At 65.1% G+C, this 15857-nt stretch carries 17 protein-coding genes; 6 read left to right on the top strand and 11 right to left on the bottom strand.

All coding sequences use genetic code 11. The annotated features are described in order from the left end of the window. Nucleotides 1–15 precede the first annotated feature (15 nt). Nucleotides 16–264 (top strand): biotin/lipoyl-containing protein, encoded by a 249-nt coding sequence (locus BMI88_RS14090; RefSeq protein WP_246831885.1) that lies wholly within the window; start codon nt 16–18, stop codon nt 262–264. Then, nucleotides 261–1649, top strand: coding sequence for an acetyl-CoA carboxylase biotin carboxylase subunit (locus BMI88_RS14085; RefSeq protein ID WP_078549612.1), 1389 nt, complete (start codon nt 261–263; stop codon nt 1647–1649). Before BMI88_RS14090 ends, BMI88_RS14085 begins: the two co-directional genes overlap by 4 nt. 491 nt (nt 1650–2140) lie before the next feature. Here BMI88_RS14085 and BMI88_RS14080 read toward each other — a convergent pair whose 3' ends face one another. The 5 genes from BMI88_RS14080 to BMI88_RS14060 form a co-directional block, all read right to left on the bottom strand. Further along, nucleotides 2141–3445 carry a TRAP transporter large permease gene (locus tag BMI88_RS14080; RefSeq protein ID WP_078549610.1) on the bottom strand — a complete coding sequence of 435 codons (1305 nt, stop codon included), beginning with the start codon at nt 3443–3445 and terminating at the stop codon, nt 2141–2143. Then, complete coding sequence (locus BMI88_RS14075) at nt 3442–3957, bottom strand: TRAP transporter small permease (RefSeq protein ID WP_246831884.1); 516 nt, start codon at nt 3955–3957, stop codon at nt 3442–3444. Before BMI88_RS14075 ends, BMI88_RS14080 begins: the two co-directional genes overlap by 4 nt. Then, the gene (locus BMI88_RS14070) at nt 3954–4937 is read right to left on the bottom strand and encodes a TRAP transporter substrate-binding protein (RefSeq protein ID WP_078549608.1); all 984 of its coding nucleotides are present in this window, start codon (nt 4935–4937) and stop codon (nt 3954–3956) included. Before BMI88_RS14070 ends, BMI88_RS14075 begins: the two co-directional genes overlap by 4 nt. A 134-nt stretch (nt 4938–5071) precedes the next feature. After that, nucleotides 5072–6235 carry a LysR family transcriptional regulator gene (locus BMI88_RS14065; RefSeq protein WP_078549607.1) on the bottom strand — a complete coding sequence of 388 codons (1164 nt, stop codon included), beginning with the start codon at nt 6233–6235 and terminating at the stop codon, nt 5072–5074. Beyond that, the gene (locus BMI88_RS14060) at nt 6232–7113 is read right to left on the bottom strand and encodes a DUF1932 domain-containing protein (protein ID WP_210402032.1); all 882 of its coding nucleotides are present in this window, start codon (nt 7111–7113) and stop codon (nt 6232–6234) included. The genes BMI88_RS14065 and BMI88_RS14060 overlap by 4 nt, the downstream gene beginning before the upstream one ends. A 156-nt stretch (nt 7114–7269) precedes the next feature. On the opposite strand from BMI88_RS14060, the gene BMI88_RS14055 reads away from it, so the two are divergent. The 4 genes from BMI88_RS14055 (at nt 7270) to BMI88_RS14040 (ending at nt 10883) form a co-directional block, all read left to right on the top strand. After that, the gene (locus BMI88_RS14055) at nt 7270–8001 is read left to right on the top strand and encodes a PIG-L deacetylase family protein (protein ID WP_078549605.1); all 732 of its coding nucleotides are present in this window, start codon (nt 7270–7272) and stop codon (nt 7999–8001) included. Between the two features lie 93 nt (nt 8002–8094). Further along, complete coding sequence (locus BMI88_RS14050) at nt 8095–9060, top strand: VOC family protein (RefSeq protein WP_078549603.1); 966 nt, start codon at nt 8095–8097, stop codon at nt 9058–9060. A gap of 10 nt (nt 9061–9070) precedes the next feature. Continuing rightward, on the top strand, nt 9071–9742 hold the full coding sequence (locus tag BMI88_RS14045; RefSeq protein ID WP_078549601.1) for a 4-carboxy-4-hydroxy-2-oxoadipate aldolase/oxaloacetate decarboxylase: 672 nt from the start codon (nt 9071–9073) through the stop codon (nt 9740–9742). 82 nt (nt 9743–9824) lie between these two features. Further along, nucleotides 9825–10883 (top strand): 4-oxalomesaconate tautomerase, encoded by a 1059-nt coding sequence (locus BMI88_RS14040; protein ID WP_078549599.1) that lies wholly within the window; start codon nt 9825–9827, stop codon nt 10881–10883. A 121-nt stretch (nt 10884–11004) separates the two neighbouring features. On the opposite strand, the gene BMI88_RS14035 is transcribed toward BMI88_RS14040, so the two are convergent. From BMI88_RS14035 to BMI88_RS14010, 6 genes are all read right to left on the bottom strand, one after another. Beyond that, the gene (locus BMI88_RS14035) at nt 11005–11229 is read right to left on the bottom strand and encodes a DUF2798 domain-containing protein (protein ID WP_078549597.1); all 225 of its coding nucleotides are present in this window, start codon (nt 11227–11229) and stop codon (nt 11005–11007) included. Between the two features lie 452 nt (nt 11230–11681). Next, complete coding sequence (locus tag BMI88_RS14030; protein ID WP_078549595.1) at nt 11682–12344, bottom strand: NnrU family protein; 663 nt, start codon at nt 12342–12344, stop codon at nt 11682–11684. Further along, entirely contained in the window at nt 12341–13540 is a 1200-nt protein-coding gene (locus tag BMI88_RS14025; protein WP_078549593.1) for an NnrS family protein, read from the bottom strand. Before BMI88_RS14025 ends, BMI88_RS14030 begins: the two co-directional genes overlap by 4 nt. 12 nt (nt 13541–13552) lie before the next feature. Then, a complete protein-coding gene (locus tag BMI88_RS14020; RefSeq protein ID WP_078549591.1) occupies nt 13553–13777 on the bottom strand; it encodes an NnrT protein in 225 nt (74 codons plus the stop codon). Then, the gene (locus BMI88_RS14015) at nt 13774–13947 is read right to left on the bottom strand and encodes a protein NnrT (RefSeq protein ID WP_078549588.1); all 174 of its coding nucleotides are present in this window, start codon (nt 13945–13947) and stop codon (nt 13774–13776) included. The genes BMI88_RS14020 and BMI88_RS14015 overlap by 4 nt, the downstream gene beginning before the upstream one ends. 1 nt (nt 13948) lies before the next feature. After that, the gene (locus BMI88_RS14010; RefSeq protein WP_078549585.1) at nt 13949–15850 is read right to left on the bottom strand and encodes a VWA domain-containing protein; all 1902 of its coding nucleotides are present in this window, start codon (nt 15848–15850) and stop codon (nt 13949–13951) included. Nucleotides 15851–15857 lie beyond the last annotated feature (7 nt).

Here is a 15857-nt window from a genome sequence, read left to right as displayed (position 1 = left end):
AACAGGAGGCCCGATATGGCCATCACGCAAATCGAAGCTGCACTTCCGGGGCTCGTCTTTCACCGCCCCTCGCCTGAAGCCGAGCCGTTCAAGGCGCCCGGCGATGCCGTGGCTGTGGGGGATACTCTCGCGCTCGTGGAGGTCATGAAGTCCTACATTCCGATCGAGGCCGAGGTGGCGGGAACCTTCAAGGGTTACGCAGCGCCCGATGGCGAAAGCATCGAGCCGGGCGATGTGCTGTGCGAGATCGAGGTGTCCGAATGACGTCGCAGGGTTCCGGCATTAAGAAGCTTCTGATCGCGAACCGCGGCGAGATCGCCGTGCGCATCATCCGAGCAGCCCGAGATTTGGGTATTCGCACCGTACAGGTCGTGTCGGAAGCCGACCGCGAGATGCTGGCCGCCCGGCTGGCGGACGAAGTGATGGTGATCGGCCCGGCGCAGGCGGCGAAGTCCTATCTCGACATCGACGCGGTCCTGAAAGCGGTGTCGGAGAGCGGTGCGGATGCGGTGCATCCCGGTTACGGCTTCCTCTCCGAGAGCGCCGAGTTCGCCCGCCGCGTAAGCGAGTTGGGCGTGACATTCTGCGGCCCCGACGCGGCCACGATCGAGCGGATGGGCGACAAGGTGAACGCGCGCAGCGCCGCGATCGAGGCAGGCGTGCCAGTGGTCCCGGGCAGCGACGGACGTGTCGACGGTCTCGACGCGGCGGTCGAGGTGGCTGAACGGATCGGCTACCCGGTGATGATCAAGGCTGCCGCTGGCGGTGGCGGGCGCGGTATCCGTATCGCCAATACCCGAGAAGAGCTGATCGCCGCACTCCCCACGGCGATGAACGAGGCACGGGCCGGGTTCGGCGATGACGGGGTCTATATCGAGGCCTTCATTCGCAACGCGCGTCATATCGAAGTGCAGATTCTCGGCGACGGCACCCGTGCGGTCCATTTGTTCGAGCGGGAATGCTCACTCCAACGCCGCCGTCAGAAGGTCTGGGAAGAAGCGCCCGCCGTGGCCCTTCCGGACGCGGTGCGCGCCGATCTTTGCGCCGCTGCGGTGCGCCTGGCCGAGGGCGTTTCCTATCGCGGGGCAGGGACGCTGGAATATCTCTACGACATGGACCGAGAGGCGTTCTATTTCATCGAGATGAATACGCGCATCCAGGTCGAGCACCCGATCACCGAGATGATCACCGGCGTCGATCTCCTGCGCGAGATGCTTCTGATTATGGGCGGCGAGCCGCTGTCGCTCAAGCAAGAGGATATCACCGCGCGCGGTCATGCCATCGAAGTTCGCATCAACGCCGAGAATCCTGACAAGAATTTCTTCCCCGCCCCCGGTGTTCTCGAAACTTTAAAGGTTCCGGGCGGGCCGGGCGTGCGCTTCGACACCGGCGTCTGCGAGGGTGACACGATCCCTCCTTATTACGATTCACTCCTTGGAAAGCTCATCGTTTGGGACCGTACTCGCGACGGCGCCTTGGCGAAGCTGGCAGGCGCGCTCGGCGAACTTCAGATCGGTCCGAAACCGACCACAGCGAGTCTTCATGCCGCCTTGTTGATGGCGCCGGACGTCATCTCCGGCTCGGTGTCGACGCTTTGGCTCGAAGACTGGCTGGCGATGCGGGCTGAGGACATTCGCAAATCCGCCTGACGACCGGGTGGATCGCGGTCCCCGAGGAAGGAGCTCTCCGATCGCTCGCGGTGATCGGGGCGCTCTCTTGAGGGTCATTCGCCCGCGCATCCGGCGACCCGAAAGCCATCGCCACAAGCCGTATCTTCGGCTTTGAAGATGAGGCGATAATCGGCGCTGCTGAAGCTGCGGGCGCGCGTATCAATTTGCCTCACGCTTCGGAAGTGTCGGACATGGCGCGCACGCCAAGCACTTCAACGCGTTTTGGGAGCAGGTCTCTGAGCTCACCCAGAGGTGATACACAAAACCGCAAATCGACGCGCTATGCCATTTCCGGCGCGTTTGATCTGAACGGACAGCTTCGCATAGCAGACATTGCGGTAAAGCGTAGCGAATTTCCATTTCCCGCCCATCGGCGTCAGAGCGTCGCAGTTGGCCCTTTGCTGTCATTCATGTCCCGCGAGACCGATGTCCGCATTTAGTTTTTTCTGTAACGATTGCCGGAAATCGCTTCACCCGAACATCGAATCCGGAATCAGCGTCGCGATTTGCGGGAAGATGATGATCAGTAGAAGTGCCAGGATCATCGCGAAGAGGAAGGGCAGCACGCCTTTGAAGACGGTGGTCATCGGCACATCCTGCGCGACCCCTTTCACCACGAAGACATTGAGCCCGACCGGCGGGGTGATCATCCCCATCTCGATCACGATTACCGCAACGACGCCGAACCAGATCGGGTCGAAGCCCAGCTCCTGGATCACCGGGAAGACGATCGGGATCGTCACCACCAGCATCGACAGCCCGTCGAGAAACATGCCCAGCACCACATAGGCCGCGATGATCATGACGAGAGTCCCATAGGGCCCGAGACCGAGCCCCACCATCGCATTGCCCAGCGTTTCCGGAATATGCGTGACCGCGAGGAAGGGGTTCAGCACATTCGCCCCGATCACGATCATATAGAGCATCGCCGAGGTCTTCAGCGTCTCCAGCACGGCGGATTTGAAGCCCGTCCAGTCGATCGCGCGCATCGCAATCGCCAGCAGCAGCACGAGGCCCGCGCCGATGGCCGAGGCTTCGACCGGGGTGAAGACGCCTGCGTAGATGCCGCCGATAGAGACCGCGATGATCCCCATCAGCGGGCCTGCACGCACCAAAAGACGGAACTTCTCGCCCGCGGATACCGGTTCGCCGCGCGGGCCGGCCTTGGGGTTCAGCGTCGCGATCAGCCAGATCGTCCCCATGAACAGCCCCATCAGCAGGAGCCCCGGCAGAATACCCGCCATGAACAGCCGCCCGATCGATTCCTCGGTGAGGATCGCGTAGAGGACGAAGCCCGTCGAAGGCGGGATCAGGAAACCCAAAGTGCCGCCCGCCGCGATCGCGCCGGTGGACAGCGCATCGCCGTAGCCCAGACGCTTCATCTCGGGCAGGGCGACCTTGCCGATGGTGACGGCGGTCGCGACCGACGAGCCCGACACCGCGGAGAACACTGCGCAGCCCAGCACCGAGGAGGAGGCGAGCCCGCCCTTGAACCGTCCGACCCATGCGAAGGCCGCGTCGTATAGCGCGCGCGAGAACCCCGCGACCGAGGCGATATTGCCCAGCAGGATGAACATCGGCACGACGATCAGGTTATAATTCGAGACCGCCGAATAGCTCTCGGTCAGCATCACGGCGCCTGCCGCGCGGGTCCCTTCGAGAATCCACAGCCCGAAATAGCCCACCAGCAGCATGGCAAAGGCGACGGGCGTGCGCAGGATCATCAGCACGAAGAGCGCGCCGATCCCGGTCAAACCGGCTTCCAGAGGCGTCATGGACGGCCCTTTCCGATAGCGATGATGAGGAATTGCACTGCAAGCACGATCACGCAGAGGGTCATGCCGGCGGCGATGAAGGCGTAGAACGGCCAGAGCGGAATGCCGAGCATGTTGGTGGTGTCGCCGAATTCGCGCGCATCAAGCATCTTCAGCCACGCCCGCTGCACCAGCACGCTCAGCACCCAGGCCGACAGCGCGCGCGACATCAGGTCGCCGAGAAAGCGGCCCCAGCGGCCAATCACCCCGTCGAGCACGTCGACCCGAACATGGCCCTCATAGGAGGTGCAATAGGGCAGAGCGAGCATCACCACGCCCACCGAGGCCAGCTGCACCACCTCGTTGATCCCGAGGATCGGCATGGCAAGCGCATAGCGCGTGAAGACCCCGACAAAGACCAACCCCAGCACGAGCATCAGGAACATTCCCGACAGCGTGGCCAGCAAGAGGTTGGCCCGGTTGAACCATATCAACCAGGCCGGGAGCTTCGTATGTTCGGAAGTGGCGCTCACTTGTCCGCCTTCAGAGTGTCGACGATTTTCTGTGCGTCGCCGCCGGTCTTTTCGACGACGTCGGAGACGATACCGGCCGAGAGCTCGTCAAAGGCTTTTGCCTCATCCGCACTCAGCTCGATCACTTCCTTGCCCTCGGTATTCTTGAAGCCCTCGATGCCCTTCTGCGCAACGGCGAGCTGGCTTTGCTGACCGTGCATCGCGGCATCCTTGCCGGCGGCGTCGATCGCGGCCTTGTCCTCGTCGGAGAGCGAGGCGTAGGCGTCACGGTTCATCAAGATGAAGAAGGGCGAGTTCGTCGTCTTCATGCCCATCGTGATGTAATTGGCGACTTCGCCGAGCTTGAAGGCGTTGATGCCGGTGCCGTCGATCATCGCGCCGTCGATCACGCCGGTCTGCATCGCGTTGTAGATTTCCGAGACCGGCATCGAAACCGGCGTGCCACCCCAGGCTTCGACCAGCAGGCCGGTGTTGCGCGAGGGCACGCGGATTTTCATCCCCTTGAGGTCGTCGGGGCTGCGCACGGCCTTGTCGCGGGTGAACAGCAGGTTCTCCGCGCTCGACCACAGCGCCACCAGATGGGTGCGGCGATATTCGGAGCTGAAGAGATCGAGATGCTTGTCGAGATCCGCAGTGCCGGTCTGCTCGTCCAGAACGCCCGGAAGCTCGGCCAGTAGCGTGAGCGGGAATTGCGAGGCGGTATAGCCCGGCAGGGACACCGCGAATTCCGCGACGCCATCGACGACACGGCTATATTGCTCGACCGGACCCGCGCCCAGCTCGCCGCCATTGTAGAGCTTCACCGTGACGTCGCCATCGGTCTTGGCCGCGACCTCATCCGCGAAGGGCTGGAAGGTCGAGCCTACATAGGGATGCCCCGCCGGCATAAAGTTGGCGAATTTCATTTCCTCGGCCGATGCGCTGCCCGCAACGAGTGCTGCGCCCAGGGCCAAAGCCGCGACTTTGCTGCGAATGGTCATAATTTCCTCCCGGTGGATGGACGTGGCGAGGCTCTCCTCCACCCGTCACGTTTCATGCCTCTTCCATCGCGCGAGCGGGCCGGCATGACCAATAGAAACGATCCGATCAGGCATAAGGGGAGGCTATAGCCGCCTCAGGTCGAGCGGACCGCCATCAGCATCTGCGCCTGCGCGGGCGTAGGTTCCCAGCCGTCGCGAAGGGTCAGCCCGATGGGGCGGCGAGTGCCGCTGAAGTTGTCGGTAAGGACTTCGACGAGCCCGCGTTCGATCTCGCCCTCGGCTTGCGCGCGCGAGACGCAAGCGAGGTGGCGGCCGTCCTGCACCATTTCGCGCATCAAGATCACCGAGCCGGTCTCGATCAGCCCGTGCGGCAGGCTCGCCCCGGCATCGGCAAAGACGGCTTCGAACTGTGCGCGGGTCGGCGTGCCTTCGCGGGTCACGAGCCAGGGCCAATTGGCGAGTTCGTCCGCCGAGGGAAGCGGTTGGCCGAGAAGCGGATGATCGCGCCCCGCCAGGACGACCAGCGTGTCGTCGAAGAGTTTTTCCTGCACGATATCCCCGATCGGGGCCGGATCGCGCAGCGCGCCGATCAGGAAGTCGATCTCGCCGCGGCGCAGACCGCCGAGCAGCTCGTCATAGCTCCCTTCAAGCACCTTCACCGCCATGTTCGGGCGCGTCTTCCGGAAGGCCACGATGGCCTTCGGCAGGACATGACTGCGCGAAAGCGGCATGGCCCCGATCACGATCTGGCCGACCTCGCGTCCACTCAAATCTCCCAGTTCCGCGCGGGCCTGCTCCAGTTCGACAAAGGCCAGCCGCGCGATGCGCGCAAGATTGGCGCAGCCGCGCGTCGGCACGATCCCGAAGGGGCTGCGTTGAAACAGCGCGCGTCCCGCTTCCTTCTCGAGCTGGGTGATCGCGCGATGGACGGTGGGTTGGGAGACGCCCAAGCGCCGCGCGGCGAGCGAGAAGTTCTGCGCCTCCGCCGCCGCGATGAGCGCCTGCAATTGCGCGCGGGTCGCGGTGAGCTTCAGGCGCGGCGCGAACTCGGTCAGTTGCGTATCGAGCGCGTCGAGCGCGCGCGCCGTCCGGTGGCGCAGCACCTCGCCCGCCTCGGTCGCGAACAGCCCGTGCGTCGTGCGGGTGAAGAGCGCGGTGCCCGCTTCCGCCTCAAGCTTGGCAATGGCCTGCGTGACGGCGGGCTGCGAGACGTGACAGAGCTCCGCCGCGCGGGTGATCGAGCCGCCTTCCGCAACCGCGAGGAACACCCGAAGGTGGCGAAGGTTGGCGTCGATCATAGTCGCTCCAAGATCTCCCGCGCGCGGGTGTCGAGGTCACCGTCGCGCCCTTTCAGCCCCATCTCGCCGATCCGAACATGCCATTCGGATACCGCCGCGGTCAGGTCTGAGGGAAGGCCCAGCCCGTCGAGTGTGCGCACCACTTCGCGCATCTCCGCCGCGCGGCGAATGCCATGCTCCATCATCCGTTCGAGGTTATAGGCGGCGCGGCGGCCCCATTCCATTTCAGGGTTGGATGCCATGAGCGACCCAAGCACTTCGTCCGCGACACCCGCCTTACGTGCAGCGAGAAAGCACTCCGCCGTCAGCGCCTCCAACCCCTTGATCATCACCGAGCGGATCATCTTGGCCGACGACGCGGATCCGACCTGATCGTCGATCCGGCGTGCTTCCATGTCCAGCCTGCCGAGCCAGGAAATCGCTTCCGTGGCACCCGGGCCAGAAAGCAAGAGCGGCGTGCGATGCAGCTTCGGATGAACAGGCGACATGACCGCGACATCGACATAGAGGCCGCCGGCCTCGGCAATCACCTCCGCCGCCGCGCGCTTGCTTTCGGGCGCGCAGGAATTGCAGTCGAGCCAAAGCGCCCCGTTCGAAAGAAAGGGAGCGCATTCCCGCGCCGCCGTCACCGCCTGATCCGCCGTCACGAGGCAAAACACCATTCGCGCATGGGCTAACGCCTCTGCCCGGTTCGCCGCCGGATGCAGTCCGAGCGCCGTGGCGGCCTCCCGGATCGGTGCGGCGGTCTCGGGCGTATCGAGCTTGAGGTCATAGCAGGTTGCACGCGCGCAGGTTTTGCGCCCCCAACCCGTGGCGAATGCGCGGCCCGCCTCGCCGAAGCCGATCACCGCGATTTCCTGCATCGAATTTTCCTTCATGCGCGAAGCCCTCCCTGCTTGGGGGATATCTCGCGCAAATGGGGCCGAATTCAAAGTCAGTATAGCCTTAGCTTATACCCGGGCAAGGCTTTCCAATTTGCGATTTTCGCGCCGCCGCGCCTTATCTCGGGCCAACGCATTTCTCGAGAGGTTCCCATGTCGGAGAAGAAAACCGCCCTCGTCATTTCCGCCCATGCCGCCGATTTCGTCTGGCGTTGCGGCGGTGCAATCGCGCTGCATGCCGAGATGGGCTACGAGGTGACGGTCGCCTGCCTCTCCTTTGGCGAACGCGGCGAAAGCGCGCGGCTCTGGAAGGAAGGTAAATCGCTTCAGGAGGTCAAGGACATCCGCCACGCGGAGGCGGATGCTGCGGCCAGGGCGCTTGGCGTGCATGAGCTGGTGACCTTCGATCTGGGCGACTATCCCCTGCATCTGAGCCAGGACGACAAGATGAAGCTGGTGGACGTGATCCGGAAGGTTCAGCCGCGCTTCATGCTGAGCCATTCGCAATACGACCCCTATAACACCGACCACATGTATACGACGCAGATCGCGCTTGAGGCGCGGATGATCGCGCAGGCCTGGGGGCACAATCCGGGCGAGAAGGTGCTCGGCGCGCCGCAGCTTTACCTGTTTGAGCCGCACCAGACCGAGCAGATGGGCTGGAAGCCCGACACATTCCTCGACATCACCCCAGTCTGGGAGAAGAAGCGCGCCGCGATGGAGTGCATGAACGGGCAGGTCCATTTGTGGGACTATTACACCCGCGTCGCCCAGCAACGTGCGAACCACTTCAAGCGAAATTCCGGCGGCATGTCAGGCGGGCGCGACTGCCAATACGCCGAAGGCTTCCAATCGATCTTCCCGCGACCGGTCGACGAGCTGTGAAGTTTTTGCCCCGGCCCGGGTGCACGGGCCGGGACGGGATCAATGCCACGCGTCGCCGCGGCCTTGCCGGGCGGGCGTGAGAGGAGGAAGACGATGAGCCAACCCCAAGAGCCCTGTTACGATATCGCCCATCTGGGCCATGTCGAGATGTTGACCGACAAGTTCGAGGAGAGCCTCGATTTCTTCACCCGGGTTTACGGGCTGACAGTCTCGGGACGGGACGAGAGCTCGGCCTATCTCCGCGCCTGGGACGATTACGAATTCGCGACGCTGAAACTCACCCGGTCGGACACGACCGGCGTCGGCCATATCGGCTATCGCGCCAGTTCGCAGGCCGCGCTGGAACGCCGTGTCGCCGCGATCGAGGCGTCTGATTTCAAGGTGATCGGCTGGAACGACGGAGATCTGAGCCACGGGCGCGCTTTCCGCTTTGAAGACCCGTTCGGCCATGTGTTCGAGATCTATTTCGACACGGTGAAATACCAGCACGGCGAAGCTGACAAGCCGGCGCTGAAGAACAACGCTTCGCGCTTCCACCATACCGGCGCCGCGCCGCGCAGGCTCGATCACCTGAACCTGCTGTCCGAGGACGTGACCGAATTCCGGCGCTTCATGGAGACCTGTCTCGGCTCGCGCGTGACCGAGATGATCAAGCTCGACAACGGACGTCTCGGTGGCTGCTGGTTCACCGTGAACAACAAGGGTTACGACCTTGCCTGCACCGAGGAGCATGGTGGTGGACGGGGCCGTTTCCACCACGTCACCTATGCCGCCGATCAGCGCGAGGACATCCTGCGCGCCGCCGATATCTTCCTCGAGAACGGTGTCCATATCGAGACCGGCCCACATAAGCACGCAATCCAGAACACGTTCTTCCTCTATGTCTGGGAGCCTGCTGGGAACCGGGTCGAGATCGCCAATGCCGGCGCGCGGCTGATCCTCGATCCTGACTGGGAGCCAATCGTCTGGACCGAAGCCGACCGCAAGAAGGGGCAGGCCTGGGGCCTCAAGACGATCGAGACCTTCCACACCCACGGCACCCCGCCGGTCAAGAAATAAGGAGAGGCGAATGCCCGTTGTTGTTCAGAACATCGCCCGCGCCGATCAGGCGGTCATCGACGCGCTCGGCGAGGCTGGCGTGGCTACCGTTCACGAAGCGCAGGGCCGCATCGGCTGCTTGCAAAGCTATATGCGCCCGATCTATGCGGGCGCGCGCATCGCTGGCTCGGCAGTCACTATCTCCGCACCGCCGGGTGACAACTGGATGATACATGTCGCGATCGAGCAGTTGCAGGCAGGCGATGTGCTGGTGCTGGCCCCGACCTCGCCCTGCGATAACGGCTATTTCGGCGATCTTCTGGCCACTTCGGCGCAAGCGCGCGGCTGTCGCGGGCTGATCATCGACGGTGGCGTGCGGGATGTGCGCGATCTCAAGGAAATGGATTTCCCGGTCTGGTCGAAGGCGATCTCCGCGCAGGGCACCGTCAAGGAGACGCTCGGATCGGTCAACGTCCCGATCGTCTGCGCCGGACAAACGATTGAAGCGAGCGATATCGTTGTGGCCGATGACGACGGGGTCTGCGTCGTCAAGCGCGCCGATGCCGAGGCCGTCCTCGCCGCAACGCAAAAGCGCCTCGATGCGGAAGAGGCCAAGCGCAAGCGGCTTGCCGCGGGCGAACTCGGGCTCGACATCTACGACATGCGGCCGCGGCTCGAGACGAAGGGGCTGAAATACGTCTGAGCGGGGCCGGGGGCGCTGCCCCCTCTTCGCGTTCCGCGAATTCACCCCCGGGATATTTGGACCAAGTCGAAGGGAGACAGGTATGAACGACGAGGGTATTCCCTGCCTGTGGATGCGGGGCGGCACGTCGAAAGGCGCCTATTTCCTCGCCGCCGATCTTCCCTCTGATCCTGCGGCCCGCGACGATCTCTTGCTGCGGATCATGGGCTCTCCCGATCCCAACCAGATCGACGGGATCGGCGGGGCCGATCCGCTGACCTCGAAGGTTGCGGTGCTATCCCCGTCCACGCGCAACGATGCCGATGTCGATTACCTTTTCCTGCAGGTCTTTGTCGATCAGGCGCTGGTGTCGGATGCTCAGGCCTGCGGCAATATCCTTGCAGGGGTCGGGCCCGCCGCGATCGAGCGCGGATTGGTTGCGGCGACAGACGGCGAGACGCAGGTGCGCATCCACATGGTGAACACCGGAGAAGTGGCGGTCGCGACGATCCAGGCGCCGGTCGGTCGCGTGCGCTACGAAGGTGATGCGGCGATCGACGGCGTGCCCGGCACGGCCGCTCCGGTGCCGCTGATGTTCGAAGGGCTCGCGGGCTCGATGTGTGGTGCGCTGCTGCCGACGGGGCGCACATGTGACACGGTGCAGGGCATCGATTGCACTCTCATCGACAACGGAATGCCCGTCGTGGTGATGCGCGCCTCCGATTTCGGTCTGACGGGCGAGGAAAGCCGCGACGAGATTGAGGCGATGGAAGAGGTTAAAGCGCGGATCGAGGCGATCCGCAGAGAAGTTGGCCCGATGATGAACCTTGGTGATGTCACCGAGAAATCCGTGCCGAAGATGACGCTGGTCTCCGCTCCCAGAACAGGAGGCGCGATTTCGACCCGCAGCCTAATCCCGCATCGCGTCCACGCGACGATCGGGGTTTTCGCGGCCGTGTCGGTCGCGACCGCTTGCACGTTGGAGGGCTCGCCAGCCGCGGAGCTCGCAATATTGCCTGCCGGTGGCAGCTTCAGAATCGAACACCCTACAGGTGCGGCAGAGGTTTTGATTGCACAGGATGAGACCGGACGCGTTACCAATGCAGGCACAGTGCGCACGGCGCGCAAGTTGATGGACGGTCGGGTCTTTCCGAGGTTTTAGCCGCACAAACTTTTACGCGCATAAGTGCGCCGAAATCTTGGTTTGGTCTGAATGATCTCTGCACAGTGGCCGAGTTTCATGCACCGACGCCAAAACCCCGGTGCATGTTTTTAGCTTGAGTCTAAGCTCTCTCTGCCGTCGCACGGTTCGCCAACGCGAAGGCCAAAGGGGTGGTGACTTGCGTGAAGATGAAGGCGATTGGCCACGCGATGAGCGCCTGCCGCGGCCAGTTCGCGAGCCATTCCGCAGTCGGCCCAATGGCGATGAGGGACATGGTGCCAGACATCAGGAAAGCCATCATGAAGGTGATCAGTAATTGCGCAAGAATGAGAGTCTTTCGTTTCATTTCCGTCTTTTCCAAGTTGTGGTCGGACGGGGCAGACGCAACTCCCCCGACACCGACCAATGATAGGTCGATGCCGCGGGTTCGCAGACTGGTGCGACTGGATCTCTGTTTGACAGAGGGCCGGAATAACCACACCGGCCTCGAAATCTTCTCGGCTCATGTGAGATACTACTGCAGATCACGCCCCGCAAGCCCAGCGAGAGTTCTTCTCGAAGCGATCAATACTCTTTATGTATCTGATCCAAGACGTTGCTGCGTTCTGGAATACGCCGACAGACTCTCGTCCAGCGCGCAACGCGTATCGGCTGGCCGCACTTATAGTTTGACTATCAGCTGACAGCCCGAACCGGACGGCAGTGCCAAGCGCAACGAATGTCCGCTTCCCGTCATGGAAACTGATGGGGCGTGTCAGCCTTCACGGTCATCCTCGAGGCTTTCGAAACGCGCGCCCGCTACACCAAGGCGACACCAGCGAAATACTCATGCAGATGCAGCAGCGCCAAGTAGGCCACGAGGCCAAGCGCCGCACGCCCGAGATCGGCCAGCGTGAGGCCCGCGAAGGGGGACGCCGCTTTCGTCCGGCGCAGCGTCTGGGTCCAGACCTCCGGCCCCATCTCCCGGCGGCGCTTGCGGTCGATCAGGCGCATGCCGAGCAGCGCGAAGCCTCCGAGCGCCCCGAACAGCAGCACATGCGCCAGATCGCCATTCGGCATCAGGTGCAGCCCGGCCCAGCTCGCGAGGCCCAGCAGCATCGGGTGGCGCGTGAGGCGCACGAGGCCGGGGCGCTCGGGGTCGAACTCCTCGCGGCGACTGCCGCCGAAGGAGAACGGGTTCGGGTGGCCGAGCGCGACGGCAAACCAGATGCAAACCAGCGCCATCCCGGCCCGCGTCGCCTCAATCGCCCAAAGGGTGGTGGGCCAGAGGTAGATCGGGTCCGGCCATGCGGCGGCGCGGATCAGGATCAGCAGCATCGCCGTCGACAGAAGCGAATAGCCAAGGGTGAAACCGGACGCGCCGAGCGCCGCCACCAGCCGCGCCTTCACCGACGGACGCGTCGGGATCGAATGCGTCGCGAGGAAGGCCGCGAACACCCCGCCATAAGCCAGCCACATCATTGCGCCCTCCGTCTGGGTTGCCACAGCACCGGAGCATAGAGGATAGCGAAGCCGAGGAAAGCCGCGCACCAAGCCACGCCGGAGACCGAATAAAGCGCGCTCAGGCCAAGCCATCCCGCGAGGAGCCGCGCGACCATTGCGACGAAGAGGGCGGCATAGACCGCGACGGTTCCGGGGCTGGCCTCCAACGGGCGGCCTGTATGGCCGAGCGAGGCACGGCTCATCACCGCCAGCGTCATCCCGCCAAGCGCGCCCGCCGTCCACAGATGCAGCGCGGTCGCGGGGGTGAGGGCGGCGGGGAACAGGATCGCAACCCCAAGCGCCAGCGCCCCGAGCGGCAGGCAGACATAGGCCAGATGCAGCACGAACAGGATCGGCGCGCGTAGCGTCAGCCCGCCTTTCCAGCGCCAGAGCCGCGCGAGATGCAGCAGCCCGGTCGCCAGCAGCAGCGCCGCGGTCAGTCGCGCCTCGGGCAGCGCAACCCAAGCCAGCAGCGCCGCACCCGCAGCGACCATGGCGATCTTGTCGAAGCGCTGCATCGGCGGGGCAGGGCGCGCCGGGTGGTTCTCCTTGACCAGCCAGTTGCGCGTGAAGGAGGGGATGATCCGCCCCCCGATCAGCGCGACCATCATCAGCACCGCGGCAAGGCCGAGCCGCATCCCGATGCCGTCGGCGGCATAGCCGCCGCGCGCGGCTTCGATCAGGAACAGAAGGTCCGCGAGGGTGAAGATGCTCAGCAATCCCAGAACCGGCAGGTTGCGCCAGTTCTTCCCTGCCACGATCTCACGCAGCACGACGCCGCCAAGCGCGAGCGGGAAGGCGAGATCGACGCTCGCGACCAGTGCGAAGGGAAGGTGCGCCGAGACCAGCAGCCCCAGCCGCCCGAGCGCCCAGAGCGTGACGAGGCCGAGGAGCGGCCAGCCCACGACCGGCAACCGCCCGGTCCAGTTCGGAACCGCCGTCAGCAGAAAGCCCGCAATCGCCGCGCCGAGATAGCCGAAGAGGAAGGCATGGGCGTGCCAGCTGACCGGGTCGAGCCGCGTCGGCAGCTCGATCAGCCCAGTCAGTGCCGGCACCCAAAGCGCCATCGCCAGCGCAGCCCAGACGGCGCCGAAAAAGAAGAACGGGCGAAAGCCGCCCGACAGCAGCGCCGGGCCGTGCCAGCGGCGCATTTGTTCTGCGGAAGATAGGGCCATGATCGGCTCCTTTCAGCTCTCGGCGGCGTCCATCAGCCGCCGGATGTGACATGCGAAAGCGTAGGTCGCAGGCACGGCGACCACCGCGCCCAGACCCAGCGAGACGACCGGCGTCGCGACCGGCAGTCCGAGCCACGATCCGATGAGCGAGGCGAAGAACACGTTGACCGCGAAGGCGCCCCAGCCGAACGGGTAGAGCATCAGCGCAATCCGGGCGGGGGACCAGCGCGCGCTCATCGCCGGGCGACCACCCGCGCCACCACCGCCAGTGCCGCGACGAGCGCGAGCGCCGCCAGCGCGAACCAGAACTCGGCTGTGGCCGATTGCGCCTGCGGGATCGGGCGATCGAAGCTTGCCGCCTGTGCGGTGAGCGGGGCGAGGACGAGAAGAAGGGTCAGTTTGCGCATGTCAGGTCTCCTGTGTGAGCGAGCGGTAGATGTCGGGTAGGGCGCGCAGCAGCCTCTCGGGCCGGGGCAGCAGCGTGAAGCCGCCGCGCCCGAATATCCGTGCGAACCAGTCCTGCCCGTCCTCGTCGATGATGACGCCGTGCAGGCTCTGGCCCGCGCGGCGGGCCTCGCGCACGGCCATGTGGCTGTCCTCGATGCCGTGCTGGCCTTCGTAATGGTCCAGATCGTTGGGCTTGCCGTCGGTCAGCACGATCAGCAGTTTGCGGCTGGCGCTCTCCTGCGCGAGCTGTGCCGAGACGTGGCGGATCGCGGCCCCGAGGCGCGTGTAATGGCCCGGGCGCAGCGCGGCGATATTGGCGTGGATCGGCGGCGTCATCGGGGCGTCGAAGCCTTTCACCCGCGTCAGGAACACCCGGTCGCGGCGGAGCGAGGAAAATCCCCAGATCGCGAAACGGTCGCCCGCCGCATCCAGCCCCTCGGCCAGCGCGGACATCGCCTCGCGTGCGATGTCGATCACGCAGCTTTCGCCGATCGCGGCCTCGGTGGAGCGCGAGGTGTCGATCAGGAAGGCGACGGCGAGGTCGCGTTCCACCTTGCGCAGGCTTTGCCAGATCCGGTCGCTGCCCCGCCCGGTCGCGGCCAGATCGGCACGGCTGGCGATGAGGGCGTCGAGGTCCAGCTCGGTTCCGTCGATCTGGCGCGGGCGCAGGATGCGGCGCGGTTGCAGCGCCTCGAACTGGCGGCGCACGGCGCGGATATAGCGCGGATCGGCGCGGAAACTCTGCTTGGCCTCGGGGCGCGCGGGCGCGTCGAGCACCCGGCAATGGCCCTCCATATAGGCGCGGTTGCGGTGGTTCCATTCGGGGTAGACATGCGCGCCTGCCAGCGCCTCGTGCTCCGCCTCGGCGGGCGAGAGGTCGAGATGCAGCCGCAGTCGCGTCGCGGCTTTGCGATCGTGGCGGGTCAGGGTGATCTGGTCCTGATCCTCGGCGGCCTTGGCGGCGTTGTCCTCATCATCATCGTCGACCGAGCGATTGACGTTGAGCGCCTCGACCCAGGACAGGATCGACTCGAAGCGGTGGATGATGAAGCTGTCGCGGCGGCGCGCCTGATCGAGGTCGCGGCGCTCGCCATGCTTGCGCTGCGTGCTGGCCATCGCGGTCGGGGCGGAGGCGGGTGCATCGGCCTCTTCCAAGGCGGCGCTGCGGCCTGCGGTGTTGGGGGCGAAGCGCAGCCAGATCGGCACCGGGGCGAGCGGCATGTAACCGCGCGCGCTCTCCGCCGTCTCGGGCAGTGCTGCGGGGGTGCCGTCGGCGGAGAGCTGGTCGCAAAGTGCCGTTTCCAGCGCGGCCTCGGCCGCCGGGCGCGACAATCGGCGTCGACCTGCGAGGGTGAGCGCCGCCATCTCACGGTAGGGCGCGCGCAGGCCGATGCAGCGGCGATAGGCCAGATCGCAGGCCCGCGCATTGGCGCGGATCTGCGCGCAGTCCATCGCCGGGCCGTCCGCCTCGGGCAGCTCGGGCATCGCGTCGCGGCTGAGCGCCGCCAGCGCGGTCAGCCAGAAATAGGCGGCACGGTTGAGATCGGGCCGGGGGAAGGTATCCATTACCGGCGGCAGGCGCAGCCGCGCGCCGTCGAAACGCGCGACGCGCTCGGTCTCGCGCCCGGCGCCAAGGCGGCGCCGGACGGGTTGGCGGTGACGGACCGGGGTGGCCGGGGCCTCGACGATCTCGACATCCGCACCGCCGCCAAGCGCGCGCAGCAGCAGCCCGAGCGAGGGGCGCAGCGTGGCCAGCGCGACCGCGGCGTCGGGATGGCGGTCGTCCTGACCGATATCCTTGGCCAGATCGTGCCAGATCTCGCCTACGGTTTCCTCGGGCTCCATCAGGTCCATCAGTTTCATGGCGTGC

The organism is Thioclava sp. F36-6 (assembly GCF_002020305.1).
GTDB lineage: Bacteria > Pseudomonadota > Alphaproteobacteria > Rhodobacterales > Rhodobacteraceae > Thioclava > Thioclava sediminum.
This window is presented reverse-complemented; position numbering and strand designations above follow the sequence as displayed.